This is a genomic window from Sabulicella glaciei (assembly GCF_026183895.1).
Taxonomy (GTDB): Bacteria; Pseudomonadota; Alphaproteobacteria; order Acetobacterales; family Acetobacteraceae; genus Roseococcus; species Roseococcus glaciei.
The window spans coordinates 1,052,234-1,073,574 of sequence record NZ_JAPFQI010000001.1; the positions used below are offsets into that span (position 1 = coordinate 1,052,234).

Sequence of the window (21,341 nt, forward strand, 5' to 3'; positions counted from 1 at the left end):
CTTCCAAACGTAGCCTCCCCGCGCCACCGTTGCGAGGGGATGAATCGATGGAAGGGGACCGCTTCACGCGCGCGGATGCCCGTCCTAACCTCCCGCGCTGCGAAACGGACATACGGGAGAACGCCTCATCATGATGCTTGAAGGCAAGGTCGCGATCGTCACCGGCTCGGGCGGCGGCATCGGGCGCGAGATCGCGCTGGCCATGGCGGAGGCCGGGGCCAAGATCGTCATCAACGACATCGGCGCCTCGCTGGGCGGCGAAGGCTTCTCGGCCACGCCGGCCGAGCAGACCAAGGGCATCATCGAGCAGAAGGGCGGCCAGGCCGCCATCAACACCGACAGCGTCTCCGAGTGGGAGAACGCGAAGAAGATCGTCCAGTGCGCGCTCGACAATTTCGGACGCGTGGACATCGTGGTGAACAACGCGGGCATCCTGCGCGACCAGATCTTCCACCGCATGACGCCGGAGGAGTGGCTGGCCGTCATCAACGTCCACCTCAACGGCTCCTTCTTCGTCAGCCGCGCGGCGGCGGAGCATTTCCGCAAGCAGGAAAGCGGCTCCTTCGTCCACATCACCTCGACCTCGGGGCTGATCGGCAATTTCGGGCAGGCGAACTACTCGGCGGCGAAGCTGGGCATCGTGGCGCTGTCCAAGTCCATCGCGCTGGACATGAAGCGCTACAACGTGCGCTCCAACTGCCTCGCCCCCTTCGCGTGGAGCCGCATGACCTCCTCCATCCCCGCCGAGACGCCGGAGCAGAAGGCGCGGGTCGAGCGGATCATGCGCATGGGGCCGGAGAAGAATGCGCCGCTCGCGGTCTTCCTCGCCTCCGACGCGGCGAAGGAGGTGTCCGGCCAGATCTTCGCGCCGCGCATGCACGAGCTGTTCCTGTTCTCGCAGAACCGGCCCATCCGCTCCGTACACAGCGAGTCGGGCTGGACGCCGGAGAAGATCGCCGAGATCGCGCTGCCGTCCTTCCGTTCCGGCTTCACGCCGCTCGACCGTTCGGGCGATGTCTTCTCCTGGGATCCGGTCTGACCCCATGGATTTCCGCGTCTCGGAAGAGCAGGCCGCCTTCGCGGAGGTGGTGCGCGGCTTCGCCGAGCGCCACCTTCGGGAAGGGGCGGTGGAACGCGCCCACACGGTCGGCTTTCCGTGGGATGTCGCCAAGCTCATGGCACAGCAAGGCCTGTTCGGCATCATGCTGCCCGAGGAGGATGGCGGCCAGGGCGGCACGGCGATGGACGCCGTGCTGGCGATGGAGCAGATCGCCGCAGTCTGCCCCCGCTCCGCCGACGTGCTCCAGGCGGGAAATTTCGGCGCCTTCCGTACTCTGGCAGAGTATGCCAGCCCTTACCAAAAGGATCGGTTCTTCAAGCCGCTCCTGAACGGGGAAGCGGTGGCAGCGGTGGGGATGAGCGAGCCCGAGGCCGGCTCCGCCCTCACCGACCTCACGACGCGCTGCACGCCGGACGGGGACGGCTTCCGCCTGAATGGGCAGAAGGTCTTCACCACCAACAGCGCGGAGGCCAACGTCTTCGTGGTGTATTGCCGCTTCGGGCCTGGCGTGGGCGGTATCGGCTCCGTGCTGGTGGAGCGCGGGCAGGAAGGCTTCCGCCTGGGCCAGCCCTCGCTCTACATGAACGACGAGGAGTGGTGCGCCCTCTACTTCGAGGATGTCTACATTCCGAAGGAGATGGTGCTGCTCGGCCCCGGCGGGTTCAAGAAGCAGATCGGCGGCTTCAACGTGGAGCGGCTGGGCAACACCACCCGTGCCCTGGCGCTCGGCGAGTACTGCTTCGACCAGGCGCGCGAGCACGCGATGCAGCGCTCGCAATTCGGCCGCAAGCTAATGGACTTCCAGGGGCTGCAATGGAAGTTCGCGGAGATGCGCGTGGCGCTCGATGCCGCGCGCCTCCTGCTCTACCGTGCCGCCGTGAATGCCGGGCGCGGCCTGCCCGATGCGCAGGAAGTGGCGCTGGCCAAGTATGCCTGCAATCAGGCTGGCTGGCTCGCCTCCAACGAGTCCATGCAGGTCATGGGCGGCATGGGCTACTCCAAGGACCTCTTGATTGAATACTGCGTGCGCCGGACGCGCGGCTGGATGATCGCTGGCGGGTCGCTGGAGATGATGCGCAACCGCATCGCCGAGGGGGTGTTCGGTCAGTCCTTCTCGCAGCGCCCGCCGCGATGAGGGAGTTACTGGCGCCGCGCAGCATCGCGCTGATCGGCGCCTCGGCCGATGCATCGCGGTTGACGGCGCGGCCCCAGCGCTACCTGCGCCGACACGGCTTCGGCGGCGCGCTGCACCTAGTCCATCGGCGCGCCAGCGAGATCAACGGCGAGGCGACGCGGCCCGACATCCCTGAAGGCGTGGAATTCGCCTACGTCCTGCTCGGCACCGACCATGTCGAGGCGCAGGTCGCGGAAGCGGCTCGCAAGGGCGCCAAGCTCTGCTGCATCCTGGCCGACGGCTTCGCCGAGGCGGGGCCGGAGGGAGAGGAGCGCCAGCGCCGCGTTGTGGAAGCGGCGCACACGGGCGGGATGCGCGTGCTCGGCCCGAACTCCATGGGAGTCGTGAATCTGCAGGATCGCATCGCCTGCACAGTGAACGCGGCGCTGGAGGCGGAGAGCCTGCTGCCGGGGCGCGTCGCGCTGGTCTCGCAGTCGGGCTCCATGATGGGCGCCATCCTGTCGCGCGGCGCGGCGCGAGGCCTCGGCTTCTCGCACCTCATCGGCACGGGCAACGAGGCCGACCTGTCGGCTGGTGAGATCGCCGGGATGCTGGTGGACGACCCCGGCGTGGACGCGGTGATGCTGTTCCTGGAGGCGATCCGCGCTCCGGAAGCCTTCGCCGAAGCGGCCGCCAAGGCCCATGCGCGCGGCAAGCCGATCATTGCCTTCAAGCTCGGCCGCTCCGAGTATGGGGCGGAGTTGGCAGCGTCGCACACCGGCGCGCTGGCCGGCAGCGACGCCGCGGTGGACGCGTTCTTCCGCGCCCATGGCATCCTGCGCGCGACGACGCTGGAAGGCTTCCTGGAACTCCCCTCCCTCGCCATCGGCCAGCGCGCCGTGGTGCGTCCCGCTGCAGTCTCAGTGCTGACCACCACGGGCGGCGGCGGAGCCATGGCGGTGGATGCGCTCGGCGTCGCGGGGGTCGAGGCGCGCGCGCCGGACGCGGCCGCCTCCGAGGCGCTTTCGGCCGTGGGCATGCGCGCGGGGGCGAGGCTGCTCGACATGACCCTGGCCGGCACCAAGCCCGACCGCATCCGGGCGGCAATCGAGGCGCTGGACCGCGACGCGGAGACGGCGGTGATCGTGCCGGTCATCGGCTCCTCCGCGCAGTTCCGCCCGGCCGATGCAGTGGCGGGCATCACCGCGGCGGAGGCGCGTAAGCCGGTCGCCGCCTTCCTGGTGCCGCAGGCCGACGCGTCGCTGCGCCTGCTGGCGGAGGCGGGCATCGCCGGCTTCCGCACGCCCGAATCCCTGGCCGACGCGTTGCGCGCCTTTCTGTCCTGGCGGGCGCCGCACCCCGTGGCGGCAGAGGTCCCTGCCCTTTCCCTGCCTGCCGAGCCGGACGAGGCGGATGCGCGCGAGGCGCTGGCCGCACTCGGCCTCGAAAGCGATTGGGCACGCTTCGAGACGGAGCCAGCGGCTGGCCTGCGCTACCCGGTCGCGCTGAAGATCCTGTCGCCCGACCTCGCCCACAAGACGGAAGTCGGCGGCGTCGCTCTGGGCATCCTGGACGAGGCGGCGCTGCGGCGCGAGATGGCCGCGATGCGCGAGCGCGTCCGCGTGGCCGCGCCCGACGCGCGGCTCCGCGGCTTCCTGGCCCAGCCCATGGCGCGCCCGCTGGCTGAGGCCATCCTCGGCTACCGGCACAGCCCCGAGGTCGGATCGATTGTCATGCTCGGCGCGGGCGGCATCCTGGCGGAGCTGAATCGCGACGTGTCGCTGCGCCTCGCCCCGGTGGACGAGGAGACGGCCCACGCGATGATCGCCGAGGTGCGCGCGCTGCGCGTCGTGCAGGGCTTCCGCAACCTCCCGCGCGGCGACACCGATGCGCTGGCGCGGGCCATCGTCGCCCTTTCCCGCCTCGCCCTCGTGCCGGAGGTCGCGGAGGCGGAGGTGAACCCGCTGATGATCCACGAGAGCGGCCTGACCGTCGCCGATGCATGGGTGATACGCCGATGAAGGACCTCCTCGCCGCGCGCTACGGCCGGTTGCCCTTCGAGCCGCCCGCTGACCCTGCGCCGGAGGGGCTTCGCCTCATCCTCGACCGCCGCGTGACGCGCCGCTTCGCCGCGCGCGAGGTCGAGGACGGCCTGCTCAACCTCGTGCTGGCGGGGGCGCAATCCGCCCCGTCCAAGAGCGACCTCCAGCAATACAGCATCGTGGTGCTGCGCGACGCGACGACGCGGCGCCGCATCGCCGATTCCATCGGCACCATGCCCTGGATCGCCGATGCGCCGGTCTTCCTGCTGTTCTGTGCCGATCTCCGCCGCAACCGCGCCATCGGCGAGCGCGCCGGGCGAACCAACCGCAACGACAACATGGACAGCTTCCTGAACGGCGCGGTGGACACGGCGCTCGCCCTCGGCTTCGCCACGATGGCGGCCGAGGCGCTGGGGCTCGGGACCTGCCCGGTCAGCTACGTGCGGAACCACCTGGACCTGATGCGCGAGCTCGCCTCGCTGCCCGATGGCGTGTTTCCGGTGGCCGGGCTGGCGCTCGGCTGGCCCGAGGCGCGCAACGAGATTTCGGCGCGGCTGCCGCAGGAGGTCGTCGTGCATCGGGAGGCGTATTCCGACGCCGCGCCGGAGCCCATCGCCGCCTATGACGCCGCTCGGCCGCGCGCCAAGCCGCGCTACCCCAACGTGCATGGGCCCGCCCCCGAGGGCTGCAGCTGGAGCGAGAACGTGGCGCGGCAATTGTCGGTGCCGGAACGGGCGGAGTTCCGTGCCTGGTTGGAGGCCCATGGCTTCGCCCTGCGCTGAGCGGCGCCGCGCCCGCCCGCGCGATGCAGCGAGCCTGCTGCTTTATCGCGAGTCCTCCGCGCGCGGCGTCGAGTTGCTGATGGGCCGCCGGCACCGTGACCTGCGCTTCATGCCCGGAATGCTCGTCTTTCCGGGCGGGCGGGTGGACCGCGCGGATTACCGCGCGCCGGTCGCAGCGGGGCTGCCGGGCGACACCGCCGCGCAGCTGGGGCTCTCCGCACGGCCTTCGCTCGCGAAGGCGCTCGGCGTCTGCGCCGCGCGCGAGCTGGAGGAGGAGACCGGGCTGCGCCTGGGCGGGGCAGCGCCAGACCTTTCCGGGTTGGCCTATCTGACCCGCGCCATCACCCCCGCCACCTTTCCCATCCGTTTCCACGCTCGCTTCCTTCTTGCCCCCGCGGAGATGGCCCTGGGCGAGATGCGCGGCTCGGGCGAGCTGGAGGAATTGCGCTTTTTCACGCCCGACGAGCTTGCCGCCGCGCCGCATGCCCGCATCACCGCCATGATCGTGGAGGAGTTCCTGCGCTGGCGTCAGGACCCGGCGCGACCGCTGATCCGCATCACCGGCCGGGACTCACGCCTTCCGGAGCGCCTACGCCAGCGCCCATAGCCCGTCGCGGCAGGACGCAGCTCCCTCCTCCTCCAGCATGAGGAGCTGCGCGAGCATGGAGCGCCCCGCCGCCTTCACCAAGCGCGGGTCCATCGGGCCATAGACCGGGCCGACCAGCGCTTCCAGAGAGGCCGGCCCGTGCTCGCGCAAGGCGGAAAGGATGCGCTGCTCGCGCCTGCGCCGGTGGACCGAGAGCGCATCCAGGAATGGCATCGGGTCGGGCAGGCGCGGGCCATGGCCGGGCAGGTAAAGACGGTCCACCCCTTCGCGCAGCCGCAGGCGGCCCAGGCTGTCCATGTAGGCGCGCATGGAGCCGTCGGGTGGTGAAACAACGCTGGTGGACCAGGACATGACATGGTCGGCGCTGAACAGGACACCGCTGCCCTCCAGCGCGAAGCACAAGTGGTTGCCGCAATGGCCCGGCGTGAACAGCGCGCGGAGCCGCCAGTCAGCGCCATCCACCACCGCATCGTCGGCCAGCGCGATGTCCGGCACGAAGTCGTGATCGCCTCCCTCCTGCCCCGCCTCCGGCGGCGTGGCGTGCGGGCCGTATCCGAGGGTCGGCGCGTTGGTCAGGGCAGCGAGGCGCCGTGCGCCGGGCGAGTGGTCCCGGTGCGTGTGGGAGACGAGGATGTGCGTGACCCGCTCGCCTGCGGTCGCGGCGAGGATGGCCTGGAGGTGGCGCTCATCCTCCGGCCCGGGGTCGATCACCGCGACGGAGCCGCCCCCGCCGACGAGGTAGGTGTTGGTGCCCCTGAAGGTGAAGGCCGAGGGGTTGTCGCAAAGGATGCGGCGGATGCCAGGGGCGACCGTCTCCGCCTCGCCGGGCGGGAGGGGGTCGTCGCGCAGGAAGGGAACGTTCATCGCCGGGCTTTCCGCACCATCTCTCGGTGCATGATGTAGAGACCTGCGGCGACGATCAACGTGGCGCCGAGCAGCGTCCACAGGGTCGGCCGGTCGCCGAAGACGAGGAGGCCGAGAAGGATCGACCACAGGATGCCGCTGTAGGAGAAGGCGCCGAGCGCCGAGACCTGCGCACTGGCATAGGCCTCCGTCAGCAGAACCTGCGCCACGCCGCCGATCACCCCGGTCGCGAGCAGCAGCAGCCAGCCCTCCATCGAGGGATTCACCCACACGAAGGGCATGGCGAGGCCGGTGAAGCCCGTCATCAGCAGCGACTGCCAGAGGACGATGGTGCCCGATCGCTCGGTGGAGGAAAGGGAGCGGACCAGCAGCGTCGTCGCGGCGGAGAAGACGCCATGCGCCACCGCCGCCCCCATCCCCATCGCCGCCGCCCGCGTGACCTCCCCGCCGAAGGCACCCTTGCCCAGCGCGATCACCACAATGCCCAGGAACCCGGCGGCCACGGCGCCGAAGCGGTGCACCCCCACCTTCTCGCCCAGGAATGGGATGGCCAGCAGCGTGACGAAGAGCGGCGTGGTGTAGGTGAGCGCGGTCTGCTCCGCGAGCGGCAGCACGGAGAGCGCGAAGAAGGAGCAGGCCATGGCCGTGGTGCCCGTCGCGGCGCGCAGCACGTGTTGCCAGGGGCGTTTGGTGCGCAGCGTGGCGCCATCGCGCGTACGGAGCACGATCAGCAGCACCACCGGCACCGCCAGGGCCGAGCGGAAGAACATGACCTGGAGGAAGTGAAGCTCCTCGGAAGCCAGCTTCACGAAGACGTTCATCACGGCGAAGAGCGAGGTGGCGGCGAGCATGCAGGCCGCCCCGCGCCGCATGTCATGGCGCAGCGGCACGTTTCGACCTTTCCTCGGCCCGGCGCACCCGTTCGCGGTGCAGGTTGTAGATGCCAGCGCCGATGACGATGGCGGCGCCGGTCAGTGTGGTCCAGGCCGGCACCTCCCCGAAGATCAGGAAGCCCAGCGCAAGGCCCCAGAGCAGCGGCGTGTATTCCAGCGGCGCCAGGGCGGCGATGTTCGCCAGGGCGAAGCCGCGCGCGAAGAGAAGGTGCGCCACCGCGTTGGACACGCCGAAGAACACCAGCAGCGCCACCAGCCCGGCTGAGGGGAAAAGGTCCGGCCTGTCCGCATCCGGCCAAAGGCCCGGGAAGGGCAGGACCGCGAGGCCGAAGGGCACGTGGGTCAGCATCAGCCAGAAGGCGATGGTCTGCGGCGTGTCCGTGCTGGCCAGGGTGCGCGTCCAGATGCGGCTCACCGCCATGCCGCAGACGCCGACCAGCAGCAGTGCCGCCTCCCAGCGCCACAGCTCGCCGCCGGGCTGGAGCATGAACAGGACGCCGCAGAACCCCACGGCGCAGGAGGTCCAGCGCCGCCAGCCTACCTTCTCGCCCAGCATGGGGATAGCGAGCAGCGTCATCAGCAGTGGCGCCGCGGCTGCGACCGCGTAGCTGTCGGCGAGGCCCAGCCCCGACATCCAGACATAGTACCAGAGCACGGACACGGTGCAGTGCAGGGCCGAGCGCGCGATTACCAGCGTCCCGCGGCGCGGCAGCAGCCCCCGCCCGCGCGCCATGGCCGCGACGGCGAGCGACCCCACCACCCCGCGCCACAGCATTGCTCCCGCCACCCCGATCTCGGGCAGCAGGAACTTCACGGCGGCGTCGGCAAAGGAGATGACGGCGTAGCCGGTCGCGGCAAAGGCGAGGCCGCGCACCGCCGCTTCGCCGGAGGTAGCGCGGCCGGTTTGGGGTTCAGCCAAGCACGGCCTCGGCTGCCATGCAGGTCGCGCCCGATGCGTCGCGGGTTTCGGCCTTCGCGGCCTCGCCCTCGATTCGCGCCAGAACGTCCAGGCGGTTTCCCGCGAAGGCGGGACGCGCGCCGCGGAAGGCGAAGCGCAGCAGACGCTTGCCACGCGCCGCGTCCAGGATGGCCTGCGCCATCAGCGTCGCCTGCAGCGGCCCATGGACGACGAGGCCGGGATACCCCTCCTCGCCGGTCACGTAGGGGAAGTCGTAATGGATGCGGTGGCCGTTGCCGGTCAGCGCCGAGTAGCGAAACAGCATCAGCGCGTCGGGCAGGAGGCTGCGCGTCGTGGTCGCACCGAAGTCGGGCGCGGCCGGCGCCGCCTTCACCGCCGCGCCCTCGCCGCCGCGATACACGATGTCGTGCTCCTCGCGCAGCACCGGGCCGCGCGGCCCCTCGATCTCGTGCGCCACCGTCACGAAGACGAGGCGGCCGGAGCCGCCCGTCTTCTCCTTCACCGAAAGGATGGTGGAGCGGCGCGAGACGCGATCCTCGGCACGCAGGGCGTTGGGCCCGAATTCGAGCCGCCCGCCCGCCCACATGCGGCGCGGCAAGTCGTGCACGGGCGGCAGGAAGCCGCCACGCTTGGGGTGGCCGTCGGGTCCAATGCCCTCCGGGCGGCGCCAATCCTGGAACAGCATCCAGTGCCAAAGCGGCGGGATGTCGCCCTTCGGCATCGGCAGGTCCAGCGTGGCTGCCAGGCCGATGACGAGGCGCGGGTCCAACCGGTCCTCGGTCGTCTCGGTCCGTCCCACGAAGGTGGCGTGGTCCATCGCTGCACATCCTCTGGTTGCTGGCGCCGGCATCCTTGTCGCAGCACGAGGTGGCAGCAAGGTGGCGGGGCGCCGCCCTGCCATGCGACCGTCATTTCCCGGACTTGCCACCGCCTGATTCACGGGCGACACGCCCTGTGTGGAGCAAGCCGAATACGCGCTGATGGATGCTGTCGAGGACCGCATGTGGTGGTACCGCGCCCTGCACCGGCGTGCGGAAGCACTGCTGCGCCTTGTTCCCGACGGTGCGAGCGTGCTGGATGCCGGCTGCGGCACGGGCGGCTTCCTGCGCCGCCTCCGCGCCGCCCGTCCCGCTCTGCGACTGTTCGGCCTGGAATACGCCGAGGTCGCGGCACGCCGCGCGCGGGAAAAGACCGGCGCCGCCATCGCCTCCGGCACCGTCAGTGCCCTGCCCTTTCCCGATGGCTGCTTCGACGCCGTCGCCAGCTTCGACGTGCTGTCGCACCGCGCCGTCGAGCCCGGCGAGGCGCTGGCCGAATTCCGGCGGGTGCTGCGCCCCGGCGGGACGCTGGCGCTGAACCTGCCCGCGCATGAATGGCTGCGCTCGGCCCATGACGCGCGGGTTCACAATGCGCGCCGCTTCAGCCGCGCCGATGCGCGGGTCATGCTGGAACGCGCGGGATTCGGTGCGGTGCGGACGCAGCACTGGAACTCCCTGCTCCTGCCGCTGATGCTGCTGCAGCGCCGCGTCCTCGCGCGGCGCGACGACGCCGCCTCCGACGTCACGGAATACCCGCCCTGGCTGGACCGGGCCCTTTTCGCCGCCACCGAGGCCGAATGGGGGCTGGCCCGCGCCGGGTTGCCCTTCCCGGCCGGCGGTTCCCTCCTCCTCACCGCCACGCGCTGAGACACCCATGAACGAAACCCACCCCGTCGGCCTTTCGGTCGTCATACCGGTCTATCGCGGCGCCACGACGATTGGCCGGCTGGTCGCCGCCTTGTCCGAGCTTCGTCCCGAAGGCGGCATCGAGGTCGTGCTGGTCAATGACGGCAGCCCGGACAATTCCGGCGATGTCTGCCGCGAACTGGTGCGCGAGGCGAAGGTGCCCATCACCTTCGTCGAGCACGCGCGCAATTTCGGCGAGCACAACGCCGTGATGACCGGCTTCCGCCATGCGCGCGGCGCCTATGTCATCAACATGGACGACGACCTCCAGAACCCGCCGGAGGAGGTCGTGCGCCTCTACGACCATGCGCGGCTGGGCCGCTGGGATGTGGTCTATACGCGCTATGCTGTGAAGGAGCACGAGGGCTGGCGCAACCTGGGCAGCCGCTTCGCCAACAAGGTAGCGGACACGCTGCTGGACAAGCCGAAGGGCCTGTACCTGTCCTCGTTCCGCTGCTGCTCGGCCCTCGTGGTGCGGGAGGTGACGAAGTACTCCGGCCCCTACCCCTACATCGACGGGCTGATCATGCAGGTGACGCAGCGCATCACGACGCTGGAGGTCGCGCATTATCCGCGCGTCGAGGGCCAGTCCAACTACACGCTCCGCCGCCTCGTCCGCCTTTGGCTGAACCTCGCCACCAACTTCTCGCTGCTGCCGCTGCGCCTCGCCATCATCGCAGGGGTGGCGATGGGCGTGCTCGGCTTCCTGATGGCGCTGTGGGTGCTGGTCGAGGCGTTGCTGGGCGAAACGCCCTCCGGCTGGGCGTCATCCATGATGGTGACGCTGCTGGTTTCGGGCGTGCAGTTCTTGATCCTGGGCGTGCTGGGCGAGTATGTGGGCCGGGCTTTCCTTTCGGCCAATGGCAAGCCGCAAGGCGTGGTGCGCGAAGTAAAGCGCAACGAGGGGACGCAGGCGTGAACATTCACTGGGCGGCGCTGATCGCCGCCATCTGCTCCTCCATGGTTGGCCAGGTGCTGCTGAAGTCGGGAGCGGGCGCGGCCGGCGGTTTCATCGCGCAGGTCTTCCGCCCTACGACGTTGCTCGGCCTGTGCCTCTATGGCGGCAGCGCCTTTCTCTACATCTTCGCGCTGCGCCGCATCCCGATGAGCGTCGCCCTGCCCTGCACCGCAGCCAGCTACGCGATCATCGCCCTGGTCGGCTGGTGGTTCTTCGGCGAGGCGATGGGGGCGCAGAAGGTCGCCGCCATCCTCCTCATCGTGAGCGGGGTGGCACTGCTCGCCACGGCATGAAGGGGCCTAAGTCGCCCCTTCACGCACGCGTTGCATGAACCCGTCCAGCGCCGCGCCGTCCAGCCAGCGCGAGACTGCGACGATGTCGCCTTCCGGCTCCATCCAGGTCGTGTTGCCGCCGGCGCCGGAGAAGCAAACGGCGCCCTCGCTGGCCGAAGGCCACTTGGCTCGGCCGGTGTTGAGCCAGAACAGGAAGCCGTATTGCGGGTTCAGCGCGCACGGGGTGCGGCATTGCCGCAGCCATTCCTCCGCGACGACGCGCTGCCCGCGCCACTCGCCCCCGGCCTGCACCAGCAGCCCGACCAGCGCCTGATCCTCGGCATTGATGATGACACCGCCGCCCCAGTGGCCGCCGCCCGAAACGCTCTCGATCGGTCGCCCGTCCACCTCGACCTGCGAGGTGGAATAGCCGCGCCAGGTCCAGCCATCGGAGGCGCCGATCGGACGCATGATGCGCTCGGCGAAGACGTCGGGCAGCGGGCGACGGAACAGCAGCAGGAGGCCCAGCGCAAGCGCGTTCACGCGGACGTCGTTGTACTCCCAGTATTGCCCCGGTGGCTGCAGCGCCCGGGTGGAGCGCTTCGCGCCCTGGCCTTCCACGCCCAGATTGCGGCCGCGGTCGATCAGGTCGCTCTTTCCCCAGAGCGTGCCTTCCCATTCGGAGGTGTTGGTGAGCAGGTGCCGCCAGGTCACGGCGCCGTTGTGCTCGCCCTCGAAGGCCGGGTGCGGGGCGCGGCGCCGGACCTCCTCGTCGAGCTCCGGCAGCAGGCCGTCCATCCAGGCAAGGCCGGCCAGCAGCGCGAGGTAGGATTTCGCCACGCTGAAGGTCATGTTGGCGCGCTGCGGATCACCCCACTCGGCGATGCGCTTCCTGCTCTTGAAGATCACCCCGGCCGGGCCGCCGCGCGGCTGCACGGGGCCGATCACCGCGTTGTCCGGCGGCGGCTCGAAGAAGCCGGAATCGAGGTGGGCGCGGATGTCGCGGGGCCAGGGCGTCTCGTGGGAGAGCGCCCAATCCACCGCGGCCTTCAATGCGCCTGCGCCTTCGGCCCTGGAAGCTCTATGTCGATGGCGAGGGTGGAGAAGTCGCCGCCGCGCTCGAGGTTCACCTGCACCTTGCCCGGGTCGATCGCGACATAGCGCGCCACGACCTGCACCAACTCCTGCTGGAGCTTGGGCAGGAAGTCGTCGCGCCCGCGCGACACGCGCTCATGACTGATGATGACCTGAAGCCGGTCCTTCGCCGCCGCCGCCGTGCCGGGCGGCTGCTGGGCCTCTTCGCGCTTCTGGGCCCGGAAGAAGTTCAGCCAGCTCATGCTGCCCTCCCGCCGCCGAACAGGCGTCCGAACAGGCCCGGCTTCTTCGGTGCTTCGAGGAAGCGGTGAGGCCGGTCGTCACCCAGGAAGCGGCCCACCGCGTCGGAGTAGGCTTGTCCCGCCGTGCTGTCGCTGTCCATGATCACCGGGTTACCGGAGTTCGACGCCTTGAGGACGCTCTCGCTCTCCGGGATCACGCCGAGCAACGGGATGGCCAGGATCTCCAGCACGTCGTCCAGCTTCAGCATCTCGCCGCGCTCGACACGGGCGGGATCATAGCGGGTGAGCAGGAGGTGCTGCTTCACCGGCTCCTTCTTTTCCTCGGCGCGCTTCGACTTGCTCTGGAGCACGCCCAGGATGCGGTCGCTGTCGCGGACGGAGGAAACCTCGGGGTTGGTCACGACGATGGCCTGGTCGGCGAAATACAGGGCGAGCAACGCGCCCTTCTCGATGCCGGCGGGGCTGTCGCAGAGGATGTAGTCGAAATCCTTCGACAGTTCCTCAATGATCGTGGCGACGCCTTCGCGGGTCAGCGCGTCCTTGTCCCGCGTCTGCGAGGCGGGGAGGATGGCAAGGCCATCCACGCGCTTGTCCTTGACCAGCGCCTGCTGAAGCTTCGCCTCGCCCTGGATGACGTTGACGATGTCGAAGACGACCCGCCGCTCGACACCCATGATGAGGTCGAGGTTGCGGAGCCCCACGTCGAAGTCGATCACGACGGTCTTTTTGCCGCGCTGCGCCAGCCCTGTGGCGATGGCGGCGGAGGATGTGGTCTTGCCCACGCCCCCCTTGCCCGATGTGACGACGATCACCTGCGCCATGTGTTCACCTCACCTCGCGTTCCGATTGCTTCAGCCCAGTGGCTCGAAGCGCAATTGCTCACCCTCCAGCCGCACCGCGACGGTGCGGCCGATGGAGGCGTTCTGGAGCCCTTCGCGCACCGCGTAGAACCCTGCGATGGCAACCAGCTCCGGGTCGAAATTCTGCACGAAGATGCGCGCTTCCGGATCCTCGTTGGCGCCGGCCACCGCGCGGCCGCGCAGCGTGCCGTAGATGTGGATGTGCCCATCCGCCAGCACCTCGGCGCCCGCGTTGACGGTGCCCATCACGATCAGGTCGGCCCCCTGGGCGTAGATGCGCTGCCCGGCGCGCACGTTCTGCTCCACCAGCAAGGTGCGGGCAGCGGCGGGACGGGGTGCTTCCTCGGGGGCGGCGGGGGGCGCTGCGACCGGGGCCGGCGCCTCGATCTCCGTTTCCTTCTGCCCCGCGGAGCGCAGGGTCGGCAGCCCGGCGCCGGCAGCGGCGGCGCGCAGGGTCTGCGGCCCCCCGACCACCCCGATGGGAAGGATCTCCAGCTTGCGGAGGCCCGAGACCAGCGCCGCGAAATCCACCTCCTGGCCGTCCAGATCGTCCAGCCCGATCGCGATCGGCGCGAAGCGCAGGAAGCCCGGGGCACGGCGGAACTGATCGCCCAGCGCAGGAAGCACTTCCTCGGGACGGGCCGAGAGCAGCCGGAGCGTCAGCAGGCTGTAATTGCTCGCGCGCAGCCGGAAGGCTTCCGAAGGGGGGGCGGCGGGCCGCGCGTCGGCGGTCATGGGCGGTGGGGCATCCTCAAAGGTTCAGGCAACCCGTCACATAGCGGGGTGCGCGCCCCCGGCGAAGCCCCCAATCGCCTCGGCGTATCCGGAAAACCACGGAGTCGGGCATTGACGCGGCCCGGATTCCGGGCTGCCTCCTGCCCCAACATCACGGGAGGGTTCCTCATGCCGCAGATCAAGCGCCTTGCCATCCTCGACGATTACCAGGACGTCACGCTCCGGCTCGGCCCCTGGGACCGGTTGTCACATGTCGAGAAGTCCGTCTTCCGGGACACGCTGGCTGACCAGGACGCGCTGGTGGAAAGACTGCGCCCCTTCGACGCCATCCTGGCGATGCGCGAGCGCACCCCCTTTCCCGCCGCGCTGATCGAAAGACTGCCCAACCTGCGCCTGCTGATCACCACCGGGGAGCGCAACCGCGGCATCGACGTCGCTGCCTGCGCCGCGCGGGGCGTCACCTTCTCGGGCACGCCCAGCTTCGGCGCGCCGACCGTGGATCTCACCTGGGGACTCATCCTTGCCCTGGCCCGCCGCATCCCGGAGCAGGAAGCCGCGATGCGCGCCGGGCGCTGGCAGACGGCCATCGGAACGGGCTTGGAAGGTAAGACGCTGGGCCTGCTCGGCTTCGGCAAGCTGGGACGGCGCGTGGCCGCTGTCGGCAAGGCCCTGGGCATGGAGTGCATCGCCTGGAGCCAGAACCTGACCGAGGAGGCGGCCGCTCAAGGCGGCGCGCGGCGCGTGGAGAAGGAGGCGCTGTTCCGCGAGGCCGACGTCCTGACGATCCACTACATCCTGTCCGAGCGTTCGCGCGGCCTGGTCGGCGCGGCGGAGCTGGCGACGATGAAGCCCTCCGCCCTGCTGGTGAACACCTCGCGCGGACCGATCGTGGACCAGGACGCCCTGATCGCCGCGCTGCGCGAGGGCCGCCTCGCGGGCGCAGGCATCGACGTCTACGATGTCGAGCCTGTCACGGCGGACCATCCCTTGCTGTCCGCCCCGAACACCGTGCTGACCCCGCATCTCGGCTACTGCACGGAGGAGAATTATCGCGTCTATTTCGAGGGCGCAGTGAAGGCCATCGAGGCCTTTGAGAAGGGCCAGCCCATCCGCGTCATCACAGGCTGATTGCACACTCCCTGGGCAGCCCTGCATTGAATCGATGCAGGGCTCGCACGGGGCGGCGCAAAAACCGGCAATGCGGCGTTGCCGTGCCCCACCCCATGGCGGCATCACCCTCTCACCGAGAGGGAGATCGCGCCATGAGCCTCGTCCGCCGCCAGTTGCTTGCCACCACCATCGGGGTGCTCGCGGCGCCCGCCCTCGTCGCCGCACAGGGCACGCGCGTCCGGATGGGGGCACTGCGCCTGATCCACTCCATCACCCCCTTCTTCTATGAGCGCTTCATGCCCGAGGGCATGACTGTCGAGGTGATCCCCTTCGAGAGCCCGACCGAGGGCAAGAATGCCGTCGTCACCCGCTCCGTGGATTTCGGCGCCTTCGGCATTGCCGCCGGCATCCTGGGTTCCGCCGCGCGCGAGCCGGTGGTTGTCATCGGCTCTTGCTGCGACAAGGGGATGGCGGTGGTGGCCCGCAAGGATGGGCCGATCAACACGCTGACGGATCTGCGCGGCCGCCGCGTCGGCATCTGGCCCGGCTCGACGCAGGAAGTCTTCATCCGCGAGCGGCTGCGGATGGAGGGAATGACCATCCGCGACATCCAGAGCATCCGCGTCTCCTTCAGCGAGATGCACGCCGCCCTCGCCCGCGGCGACATCGACGCCTATGTGGGCGCCGAGCCCGGCCCGGGCATCAGCGTCACCTCCGGCATCGGCAAGATCGTGGAGTTCCCCTACTCCACGGCGATGGGCACGCTGAACATGATCTTCGCGGCCCATCACGAGACGACGCAGCGCAACCCGCAGCTTTGCGCCGCCATGATGCGCGTCCATCGCCGCGCCAGCGAGTACGCAACCCTCAATCGTGCCGCCGCGATCGAGATGGCGGTGCAGCGCCTGGGCATGAACCGCGCCGCGCTGGAGGTTTCCATCGAGAATGTCGAGCTTAACTGGCGCATGACCCCGGCGATGATCGAGCGTTCGCGCACCTACGCGCAGCACATGCAGGAGCTGCAGCAGATCCGCCAGCAGCCAGATTTCAACGTGTTCTTCAACACGCGCTTCTCCGACGACGAAGCACGGGCCGCGGCCTGACCATGCCGGTGCGCGGACGAGCGCTCGGCCTTGCCCTGGCCGCGCCGTTGATCTTCCTGGCCTTCTGGCACCTTTCGACGGCGGGCCGTTCCTTCAGCCTGATCCCGCCGCCGCTGGAGGTCGGGCGTCAGCTGTGGGACCTCGCCTTCGGCGGGGTGTGGGACGACCTGTACTCGGCGACGCTGCCCGAGCACGCGCTGGCGAGCGTGGGGCGCGTCTATGGCGGGTTCCTGCTCGCCGCCGCGCTGGCACTGCCGCTAGGGATGCTGATCGGGCGCGTGGCGCTGGTGCGCTCCCTGCTCGACCCCACGCTGCAGTTGCTGCGCCCCATCCCGGTCACGGCCTGGCTGCCGCTGGCGATGATCGTGTTCGGCATCGGGCCGCGCTCGGCATTCTTCCTGGTGTTCCTGGGTGCCTTCTACCCGATCCTGGTCAACACGATCTTCGGCGTCCGCAGCGTGGATGGGCGGCTCTTCGAGGCCGCTGCCATGCTCGGCGTCTCCCCCTCCGCCGTGTTCTGGAAGGTGGTGCTGCCCGCCGCCCTGCCCTCCATCTTCACCGGGCTTCGCCTCGGACTGGGCTTCGCCTGGGTGGTGATCGTGGTCGGCGAGATGACCGGCGTGCAGACAGGCCTCGGCGCCATCATCATGGAGGCGCGGCAGCTGTCGCGCACTGAGATCGTCATCAGCGGGATGGTGGTGATCGGGCTGCTCGGCTTCCTGTCCGATGCACTCGTGCAGGCGCTCGGCCGCCGCCTCCTGCGCTGGAGTCCGCAACATGGCTGACGGCATGATCACCAGCGCCGCGCTGAACATCCTCGACATCACCGGGGTCACCAAGCGCTTCTCCTTCAACGGCGAACCCATCGTGGCGCTGGAGGGGGCGAACCTGACCGTTCGCAAGGGCGAGTTCGTCTGCCTGATCGGCCCCTCGGGCTGCGGCAAATCTACGCTGCTGCGGATGATCGCGGGGTTCGAGACGCCTTCGGAGGGCAGGCTTTCGATGTGGGGCGCGCCCGTTTCCGTCCCGGGGCCGGATCGTGGCATGGTGTTCCAGGATTACGGGCTGTTCCCCTGGTTGTCTGTCGCCCGCAATGTAGGCTTCGGCCCCGCCGCGCGCGGCCGCCCGCGCGCCGAGGTGGAGGCTACCACCAAGCGCTTCGTGGACATGGTGGGGCTGACGCGCTTCGCCGATGCCTATCCGCACCAGCTTTCCGGCGGCATGAAGCAGCGCGTCGCCATCGCCCGCGTCCTCGCCAACGAGGCGGAGGTGGTGCTGATGGACGAGCCCTTCGGCGCGCTGGACGCCATGACGCGCGAGAACCTCCAGCGCGAGTTGCTGGAAATCTGGGAGCGGACGCGCCTGACCGTGCTCTTCGTCACCCATGCGATCGAGGAGGCGATCCTCCTTGCCGACCGGATCGTGGTGATGTCGCCGGGACCGGGCCGGATCGTGGCGGATGAGCGGGTTTCGCTGCCGCGCCCGCGCGACCCGACCGACCCCGAGTTCAATGCGCTGCGCCGCCGCTTCTCGGCGCTGCTGGGAAGCCATCACTAGCATGCGCCCCGAAGCACGGCTGGATTACGCCGCGCCGCGCGACCGCGCGCCACGGACCGGGCCGGGAGGAGCCCGCGTCCTGGTCTTCCTTGTCGTCAACGTGGAGGAGTGGGGCATCGACCGCCCTATGCCGCGCCAGGTCCTCAGCGCCCCCACCGGTGCGTCCGTCCTGCCCGACATCGCCAACTGGGCCTGGCACGAGTACGGCATGCGGGTGGGGTTCTGGCGCATCCTGCGCGCCTGCGAAGCCCTGGGCATCCGCCCCACCCTCTCGATCAACGGCCGCGTCTGCGAGGCCTATCCCCGCGTCGCAGCTGCGGCGCATGCGGCCGGATGGGAGTTCATGGGGCACGGCTTCCGGCAGGTGCCGACGCATCTGGTGGAGGACCAGGGCGCCATGGTCCGCGACACGGTCGCCGCCATTGCCCGCGTGACCGGCGCGCCGCCCGTCGGGTGGCTGGGGCCAGGACTGACCCAGACCCTGGAAACGACGGACATCCTGGCCGCGCACGGCATCCGCTACTGCGCTGACTGGGTGGTGGACGACGTGCCGGTGGCCATCCGGACGGTCCATGGCCCGATCTGGTCAATGCCCTACAGCGTCGAGCTGAACGACATCCCGTTGATCATGATCCAGCACCACAGGGCGGAGGAGTTGCAGGAGCGCAGCCTCGCCCAGCTGGACCGGCTGCTGGAGGAGGCGGAGGAGGAGGGCTGCAAGGTGATGGGCTTGGCCGCACATCCCTACATCTCGGGCGTGCCGCACCGGATCGGCGTGCTGGAACGGACGCTGGAAAAGATTGCCGCGCGGCCGGGCGTGGTGTTCGCTCAGGGTCGGGCGATCCTGGAATGGTGGGAAGCGGCATGATCTGCGACTGGGCGAAGATGACGCGGCGCGACCGCGACGCGGCGTACAACAACACCGGGGCCGTGCCGGACAGCGCCACGCTGATCGACGAGCGCGCCACCGCCTCCGCGGCCTTCCGCCTGAAGGGCGTCCATGCCCTGAACCTCGCCTATGGCGAGACCGAGCGCGAGCAGTGGGACATCTATCGCGGCCCCGATCCCGCGGCGCCGACGCTCGCCTTCATCCATGGCGGCTACTGGCAGCGCAACCGGCGCGAGGATTTCGCCATCCTGGCGCAGGGGGCGCTTTCGATGGGGTGGAACGTCGCCATGTGCGGCTACTCCCTCGCGCCCGATGCGACGATGGAGCGCATCTGCTGGCAGATCCACGCCGCGCTGGACTGGCTGGCGGCGAATGGCGAGGCGCATGGGGCGGGCGGGCCGATCCTTCTGTCCGGCTGGTCGGCCGGCGGACATCTCGCCGCGCTGGGGGCGGAGCATCCGGCGGTGGCAGCGGCCTTGTGCATCTCGGGCATCTACGAGTTGGGGCCGATCCGCGACACCTACCTGAACACGGCGCTGAGGCTGACCGACGAGGAGATCACGGAATTGTCGCCCCTGCGCCGCCCCGTGGTGCCCAAGCCGATCGCCGTGGCCTATGGCGCGGCGGAGCTGCCGGCCCTGTGCCAGCATTCCCGCCACTTCCACGGCTACCGTGCCGAGGCGCAGGCCCCAGGCCCCCTCCTGCCCATCGCCGGGGCGGACCATTTCCGCGTGCTGGAGGCGCTGCGGCAGCCCGGCGGCGCCCTTCTGCGCGCCGCCGCCGAGTTGCTGCGTTGACGACCATCGCGCAGATCCGCGCCCGCATCGCCGCCGGTGCGACGCCGCGCGACATCGCGCGGGAGGCGTTGGCACGCATTGTTGCCTGGGACGATCCGGCCCTCTTCATCACCCTGCGCGACGAAGCTGCGCTCCTGGAGGAAGCTGGCCGCCTTCCCCCTGGCCCACTGCACGGCGTCCCTTTCGTGGTGAAGGACAACATCGACGTCGCGGGACTTCCGACCACCGCCGCCTGCCCGGACTTCGCCTATGTGGCGGGTGCGGACGCCCCGGCCGTGGCGCGGCTGCGCGCGGCCGGGGCGCTGATGCTGGGCAAGGTCAACCTGGACCAGTTCGCCACCGGCCTGAATGGCACGCGCTCGCCCCATGGCACGCCGCGCAACGCGCGCGACGCTGCGCTGGTCCCCGGCGGTTCATCCTCGGGCTCGGCCAGCGCGGTTGCGGCGGGGATCGTCGCCTTCTCGCTGGGCACGGACACGGCCGGGTCGGGACGGGTGCCGGCCATGGCGCAGGGGATCGTGGGCCTGAAGCCCTCGCTCGGCCTCGTGCCGACACGCGGCGTGGTGCCGGCCTGCCGCTCTCTCGACTGCGTCTCGGTCTTCGCGCACTCGGTCGCGGAGGCAGCCGCCGTGCTGGAAGTGATCGCCGGGCCGGATGGCGAGGACCCGTATTCCCGCCAGTTTCCCGCCTCCTGGCGCGCTGCCGTCCCCTGCCCGCTGCGCTTCCGCCTGGCCGTGCCACTGGCAGCGCACCTTGAGTTCGACGAGGGCGCGGAGGAATTCGCCGCCGTGCTCGCCCGCGCGGAGGCGATGGGTGCGGAAATCGTGTGCGTGGACATTTCGCCCTTCCTCGCCATCGCGCGCCGCCTCTACGACGGCGCCTGGGTCGCCGAGCGCACGGCCGCGCTGCGGGAATGGGTGACCGAGCGCCCCGCCTCGCTGCACCCGGTGACGCGCACCATCCTCGAGGGCGGTCTCCATCGCCTGGCTGTGGACGCCTTCGACGATGTCCACGCCGCGGCGGAGGCACGGCTGCTCGCGCAGCGGCTCTTCGCAGGGTCCGACGCGCTGCTGCTGCCCACCGCGCCCGGCATCCCGACCGTCGCGGCGATGCTGGCGGACCCGGTCGGGGCCAATTCGCGCCTCGGCACCTACACGAACTTCGTGAATCTCTGCGACCTGTCGGCCGTCGCCATCCCGGCCGGGGCGGGTGTCACCCTGGTCGGCCCCGCATTCGCCGAGGCGCGGATCTGTGGCATCGCCGCCGGCCTGCTGGGCGAGCCCTTGCCCGCGTCGCAGATCGAGCCGGGCGAGGCGGCGCTGCTGTGCATCGGCGCGCACATGTCCGGCCTGCCGCTGAATGGGCAGGTGACGGCGCTGGGCGGCCGCTTCTTGCGGGAGGCACGCACGGCGCCGGAATACCGCCTCTTCGACCTCGGCACCCGGCCTGGCATGCTGCGGGACCCAGGCGGTGCCGCCATCGCGGGCGAGGTCTGGGTGTTGCCGCAGGCGGCGATCGGTCCCCTGCTCGCCGCGGTCCCGCCGCCGCTCGGCTTCGGATCGGTGCGGCTGGAGGACGGCTCGGCCGTGCTTGGTTTCCTGGCCGAGGCGGAGGGGGTGCGCGGCGCGCCGGAGATTACGTCGCTCGGCGGGTGGCGCGCCTTTCAGGCCCGGCGCGCCGCCTGAAGCCCTTGCATCAGGGCCGGCGCTTGGCTGCAC

23 protein-coding genes are annotated in these 21,341 nt (G+C 70.2%); 15 read left to right on the forward strand and 8 right to left on the reverse strand.

Features of this window, described 5'->3' with window-relative positions; genetic code table 11:
* Positions 1-130 precede the first annotated feature (130 nt).
* The 5 genes from OF850_RS04920 to OF850_RS04940 are packed head-to-tail and all read left to right on the forward strand — an operon-like array spanning position 131 to position 5,605.
* Positions 131-1,039 carry an SDR family NAD(P)-dependent oxidoreductase gene (locus tag OF850_RS04920; protein WP_301588757.1) on the forward strand — a complete coding sequence of 303 codons (909 nt, stop codon included), beginning with the start codon at positions 131-133 and terminating at the stop codon, positions 1,037-1,039.
* 4 nt (positions 1,040-1,043) lie between these two features.
* Positions 1,044-2,195, forward strand: a complete 1,152-nt coding sequence (locus OF850_RS04925) for an acyl-CoA dehydrogenase family protein (protein WP_301588758.1) — start codon at positions 1,044-1,046, stop codon at positions 2,193-2,195.
* Complete coding sequence (locus tag OF850_RS04930) at positions 2,192-4,195, forward strand: acetate--CoA ligase family protein (RefSeq protein ID WP_301588759.1); 2,004 nt, start codon at positions 2,192-2,194, stop codon at positions 4,193-4,195. The genes OF850_RS04925 and OF850_RS04930 overlap by 4 nt, the downstream gene beginning before the upstream one ends.
* A complete protein-coding gene (locus OF850_RS04935; protein WP_301588760.1) occupies positions 4,192-4,998 on the forward strand; it encodes a nitroreductase family protein in 807 nt (268 codons plus the stop codon). Before OF850_RS04930 ends, OF850_RS04935 begins: the two co-directional genes overlap by 4 nt.
* A complete protein-coding gene (locus tag OF850_RS04940; RefSeq protein ID WP_301588762.1) occupies positions 4,979-5,605 on the forward strand; it encodes an NUDIX hydrolase in 627 nt (208 codons plus the stop codon). The genes OF850_RS04935 and OF850_RS04940 overlap by 20 nt, the downstream gene beginning before the upstream one ends.
* Here the strand turns inward: OF850_RS04940 and OF850_RS04945 are convergent.
* The 4 genes from OF850_RS04945 to OF850_RS04960 are packed head-to-tail and all read right to left on the reverse strand — an operon-like array spanning position 5,588 to position 9,098.
* Positions 5,588-6,469, reverse strand: a complete 882-nt coding sequence (locus OF850_RS04945; protein ID WP_301588763.1) for an MBL fold metallo-hydrolase — start codon at positions 6,467-6,469, stop codon at positions 5,588-5,590. The two genes, OF850_RS04940 and OF850_RS04945, sit on opposite strands and share 18 nt — an antisense overlap.
* Entirely contained in the window at positions 6,466-7,359 is an 894-nt protein-coding gene (locus tag OF850_RS04950) for a DMT family transporter (RefSeq protein ID WP_301588764.1), read from the reverse strand. The genes OF850_RS04945 and OF850_RS04950 overlap by 4 nt, the downstream gene beginning before the upstream one ends.
* Complete coding sequence (locus OF850_RS04955) at positions 7,343-8,281, reverse strand: DMT family transporter (protein WP_301588765.1); 939 nt, start codon at positions 8,279-8,281, stop codon at positions 7,343-7,345. Before OF850_RS04955 ends, OF850_RS04950 begins: the two co-directional genes overlap by 17 nt.
* Positions 8,274-9,098 carry an FAS1-like dehydratase domain-containing protein gene (locus OF850_RS04960; protein WP_301588767.1) on the reverse strand — a complete coding sequence of 275 codons (825 nt, stop codon included), beginning with the start codon at positions 9,096-9,098 and terminating at the stop codon, positions 8,274-8,276. Before OF850_RS04960 ends, OF850_RS04955 begins: the two co-directional genes overlap by 8 nt.
* A gap of 163 nt (positions 9,099-9,261) precedes the next feature.
* On the opposite strand from OF850_RS04960, the gene OF850_RS04965 reads away from it, so the two are divergent.
* From OF850_RS04965 to OF850_RS04975, 3 genes are read left to right on the forward strand one after another with little or no spacing between them, the layout of a single operon-like run.
* Complete coding sequence (locus OF850_RS04965) at positions 9,262-9,966, forward strand: class I SAM-dependent methyltransferase (protein ID WP_301588769.1); 705 nt, start codon at positions 9,262-9,264, stop codon at positions 9,964-9,966.
* A gap of 7 nt (positions 9,967-9,973) precedes the next feature.
* Positions 9,974-10,924, forward strand: coding sequence for a glycosyltransferase family 2 protein (locus tag OF850_RS04970; RefSeq protein ID WP_301588771.1), 951 nt, complete (start codon positions 9,974-9,976; stop codon positions 10,922-10,924).
* On the forward strand, positions 10,921-11,256 hold the full coding sequence (locus OF850_RS04975; RefSeq protein ID WP_301588773.1) for a DMT family transporter: 336 nt from the start codon (positions 10,921-10,923) through the stop codon (positions 11,254-11,256). Before OF850_RS04970 ends, OF850_RS04975 begins: the two co-directional genes overlap by 4 nt.
* 6 nt (positions 11,257-11,262) lie before the next feature.
* On the opposite strand, the gene OF850_RS04980 is transcribed toward OF850_RS04975, so the two are convergent.
* Genes OF850_RS04980 through minC form a run of 4 tightly spaced genes read right to left on the reverse strand, consistent with a single transcriptional unit; the run spans position 11,263 to position 14,167 of the window.
* Positions 11,263-12,276 (reverse strand): serine hydrolase domain-containing protein, encoded by a 1,014-nt coding sequence (locus OF850_RS04980; protein WP_301588774.1) that lies wholly within the window; start codon positions 12,274-12,276, stop codon positions 11,263-11,265.
* A gap of 8 nt (positions 12,277-12,284) precedes the next feature.
* Complete coding sequence (minE, locus tag OF850_RS04985) at positions 12,285-12,572, reverse strand: cell division topological specificity factor MinE (RefSeq protein WP_301588776.1); 288 nt, start codon at positions 12,570-12,572, stop codon at positions 12,285-12,287.
* Positions 12,569-13,393, reverse strand: coding sequence for a septum site-determining protein MinD (gene minD, locus OF850_RS04990; protein WP_301588777.1), 825 nt, complete (start codon positions 13,391-13,393; stop codon positions 12,569-12,571). Before minD ends, minE begins: the two co-directional genes overlap by 4 nt.
* Positions 13,394-13,423: 30 nt before the next feature.
* Positions 13,424-14,167 carry a septum site-determining protein MinC gene (gene minC, locus OF850_RS04995; RefSeq protein WP_301588778.1) on the reverse strand — a complete coding sequence of 248 codons (744 nt, stop codon included), beginning with the start codon at positions 14,165-14,167 and terminating at the stop codon, positions 13,424-13,426.
* Positions 14,168-14,335: 168 nt separating this feature from the next.
* Between minC and OF850_RS05000 the strand changes: the two genes are divergently transcribed.
* From OF850_RS05000 to atzF, 7 genes are all read left to right on the forward strand, one after another.
* Positions 14,336-15,295 (forward strand): D-2-hydroxyacid dehydrogenase family protein, encoded by a 960-nt coding sequence (locus OF850_RS05000; RefSeq protein WP_301588779.1) that lies wholly within the window; start codon positions 14,336-14,338, stop codon positions 15,293-15,295.
* A gap of 134 nt (positions 15,296-15,429) precedes the next feature.
* On the forward strand, positions 15,430-16,380 hold the full coding sequence (locus OF850_RS05005; protein WP_301588780.1) for an ABC transporter substrate-binding protein: 951 nt from the start codon (positions 15,430-15,432) through the stop codon (positions 16,378-16,380).
* A gap of 8 nt (positions 16,381-16,388) precedes the next feature.
* Positions 16,389-17,165: an ABC transporter permease gene (locus OF850_RS05010; protein WP_301588781.1), complete on the forward strand. Its 777-nt coding sequence runs from the start codon at positions 16,389-16,391 to the stop codon at positions 17,163-17,165.
* Complete coding sequence (locus OF850_RS05015; RefSeq protein WP_301588782.1) at positions 17,158-17,937, forward strand: ABC transporter ATP-binding protein; 780 nt, start codon at positions 17,158-17,160, stop codon at positions 17,935-17,937. The genes OF850_RS05010 and OF850_RS05015 overlap by 8 nt, the downstream gene beginning before the upstream one ends.
* 1 nt (position 17,938) lies before the next feature.
* Positions 17,939-18,805: a polysaccharide deacetylase family protein gene (locus OF850_RS05020; RefSeq protein ID WP_301588783.1), complete on the forward strand. Its 867-nt coding sequence runs from the start codon at positions 17,939-17,941 to the stop codon at positions 18,803-18,805.
* Positions 18,802-19,623, forward strand: a complete 822-nt coding sequence (locus OF850_RS05025; RefSeq protein WP_301588784.1) for an alpha/beta hydrolase — start codon at positions 18,802-18,804, stop codon at positions 19,621-19,623. Before OF850_RS05020 ends, OF850_RS05025 begins: the two co-directional genes overlap by 4 nt.
* Positions 19,620-21,308, forward strand: a complete 1,689-nt coding sequence (gene atzF / locus OF850_RS05030; RefSeq protein WP_301588786.1) for an allophanate hydrolase — start codon at positions 19,620-19,622, stop codon at positions 21,306-21,308. The genes OF850_RS05025 and atzF overlap by 4 nt, the downstream gene beginning before the upstream one ends.
* Positions 21,309-21,341 lie beyond the last annotated feature (33 nt).

What these genes read in the sequence shown, in the direction of transcription:
- OF850_RS04920 (WP_301588757.1), top strand. Translation starts at nt 131, where the DNA reads ATGATGCTTGAAGGCAAGGTCGCGATCGTCACCGGCTCGGGCGGCGGC.
- OF850_RS04925 (WP_301588758.1), top strand. Translation starts at nt 1,044, where the DNA reads ATGGATTTCCGCGTCTCGGAAGAGCAGGCCGCCTTCGCGGAGGTGGTG.
- OF850_RS04930 (WP_301588759.1), top strand. Translation starts at nt 2,192, where the DNA reads ATGAGGGAGTTACTGGCGCCGCGCAGCATCGCGCTGATCGGCGCCTCG.
- OF850_RS04935 (WP_301588760.1), top strand. Translation starts at nt 4,192, where the DNA reads ATGAAGGACCTCCTCGCCGCGCGCTACGGCCGGTTGCCCTTCGAGCCG.
- OF850_RS04940 (WP_301588762.1), top strand. Translation starts at nt 4,979, where the DNA reads ATGGCTTCGCCCTGCGCTGAGCGGCGCCGCGCCCGCCCGCGCGATGCA.
- OF850_RS04945 (WP_301588763.1), bottom strand. Translation starts at nt 6,469, where the DNA reads ATGAACGTTCCCTTCCTGCGCGACGACCCCCTCCCGCCCGGCGAGGCG.
- OF850_RS04960 (WP_301588767.1), bottom strand. Translation starts at nt 9,098, where the DNA reads ATGGACCACGCCACCTTCGTGGGACGGACCGAGACGACCGAGGACCGG.
- OF850_RS04965 (WP_301588769.1), top strand. Translation starts at nt 9,262, where the DNA reads ATGGATGCTGTCGAGGACCGCATGTGGTGGTACCGCGCCCTGCACCGG.
- OF850_RS04970 (WP_301588771.1), top strand. Translation starts at nt 9,974, where the DNA reads ATGAACGAAACCCACCCCGTCGGCCTTTCGGTCGTCATACCGGTCTAT.
- minE (WP_301588776.1), bottom strand. Translation starts at nt 12,572, where the DNA reads ATGAGCTGGCTGAACTTCTTCCGGGCCCAGAAGCGCGAAGAGGCCCAG.
- minD (WP_301588777.1), bottom strand. Translation starts at nt 13,393, where the DNA reads ATGGCGCAGGTGATCGTCGTCACATCGGGCAAGGGGGGCGTGGGCAAG.
- minC (WP_301588778.1), bottom strand. Translation starts at nt 14,167, where the DNA reads ATGACCGCCGACGCGCGGCCCGCCGCCCCCCCTTCGGAAGCCTTCCGG.
- OF850_RS05000 (WP_301588779.1), top strand. Translation starts at nt 14,336, where the DNA reads ATGCCGCAGATCAAGCGCCTTGCCATCCTCGACGATTACCAGGACGTC.
- OF850_RS05005 (WP_301588780.1), top strand. Translation starts at nt 15,430, where the DNA reads ATGAGCCTCGTCCGCCGCCAGTTGCTTGCCACCACCATCGGGGTGCTC.
- OF850_RS05015 (WP_301588782.1), top strand. Translation starts at nt 17,158, where the DNA reads ATGGCTGACGGCATGATCACCAGCGCCGCGCTGAACATCCTCGACATC.
- OF850_RS05020 (WP_301588783.1), top strand. Translation starts at nt 17,939, where the DNA reads ATGCGCCCCGAAGCACGGCTGGATTACGCCGCGCCGCGCGACCGCGCG.
- OF850_RS05025 (WP_301588784.1), top strand. Translation starts at nt 18,802, where the DNA reads ATGATCTGCGACTGGGCGAAGATGACGCGGCGCGACCGCGACGCGGCG.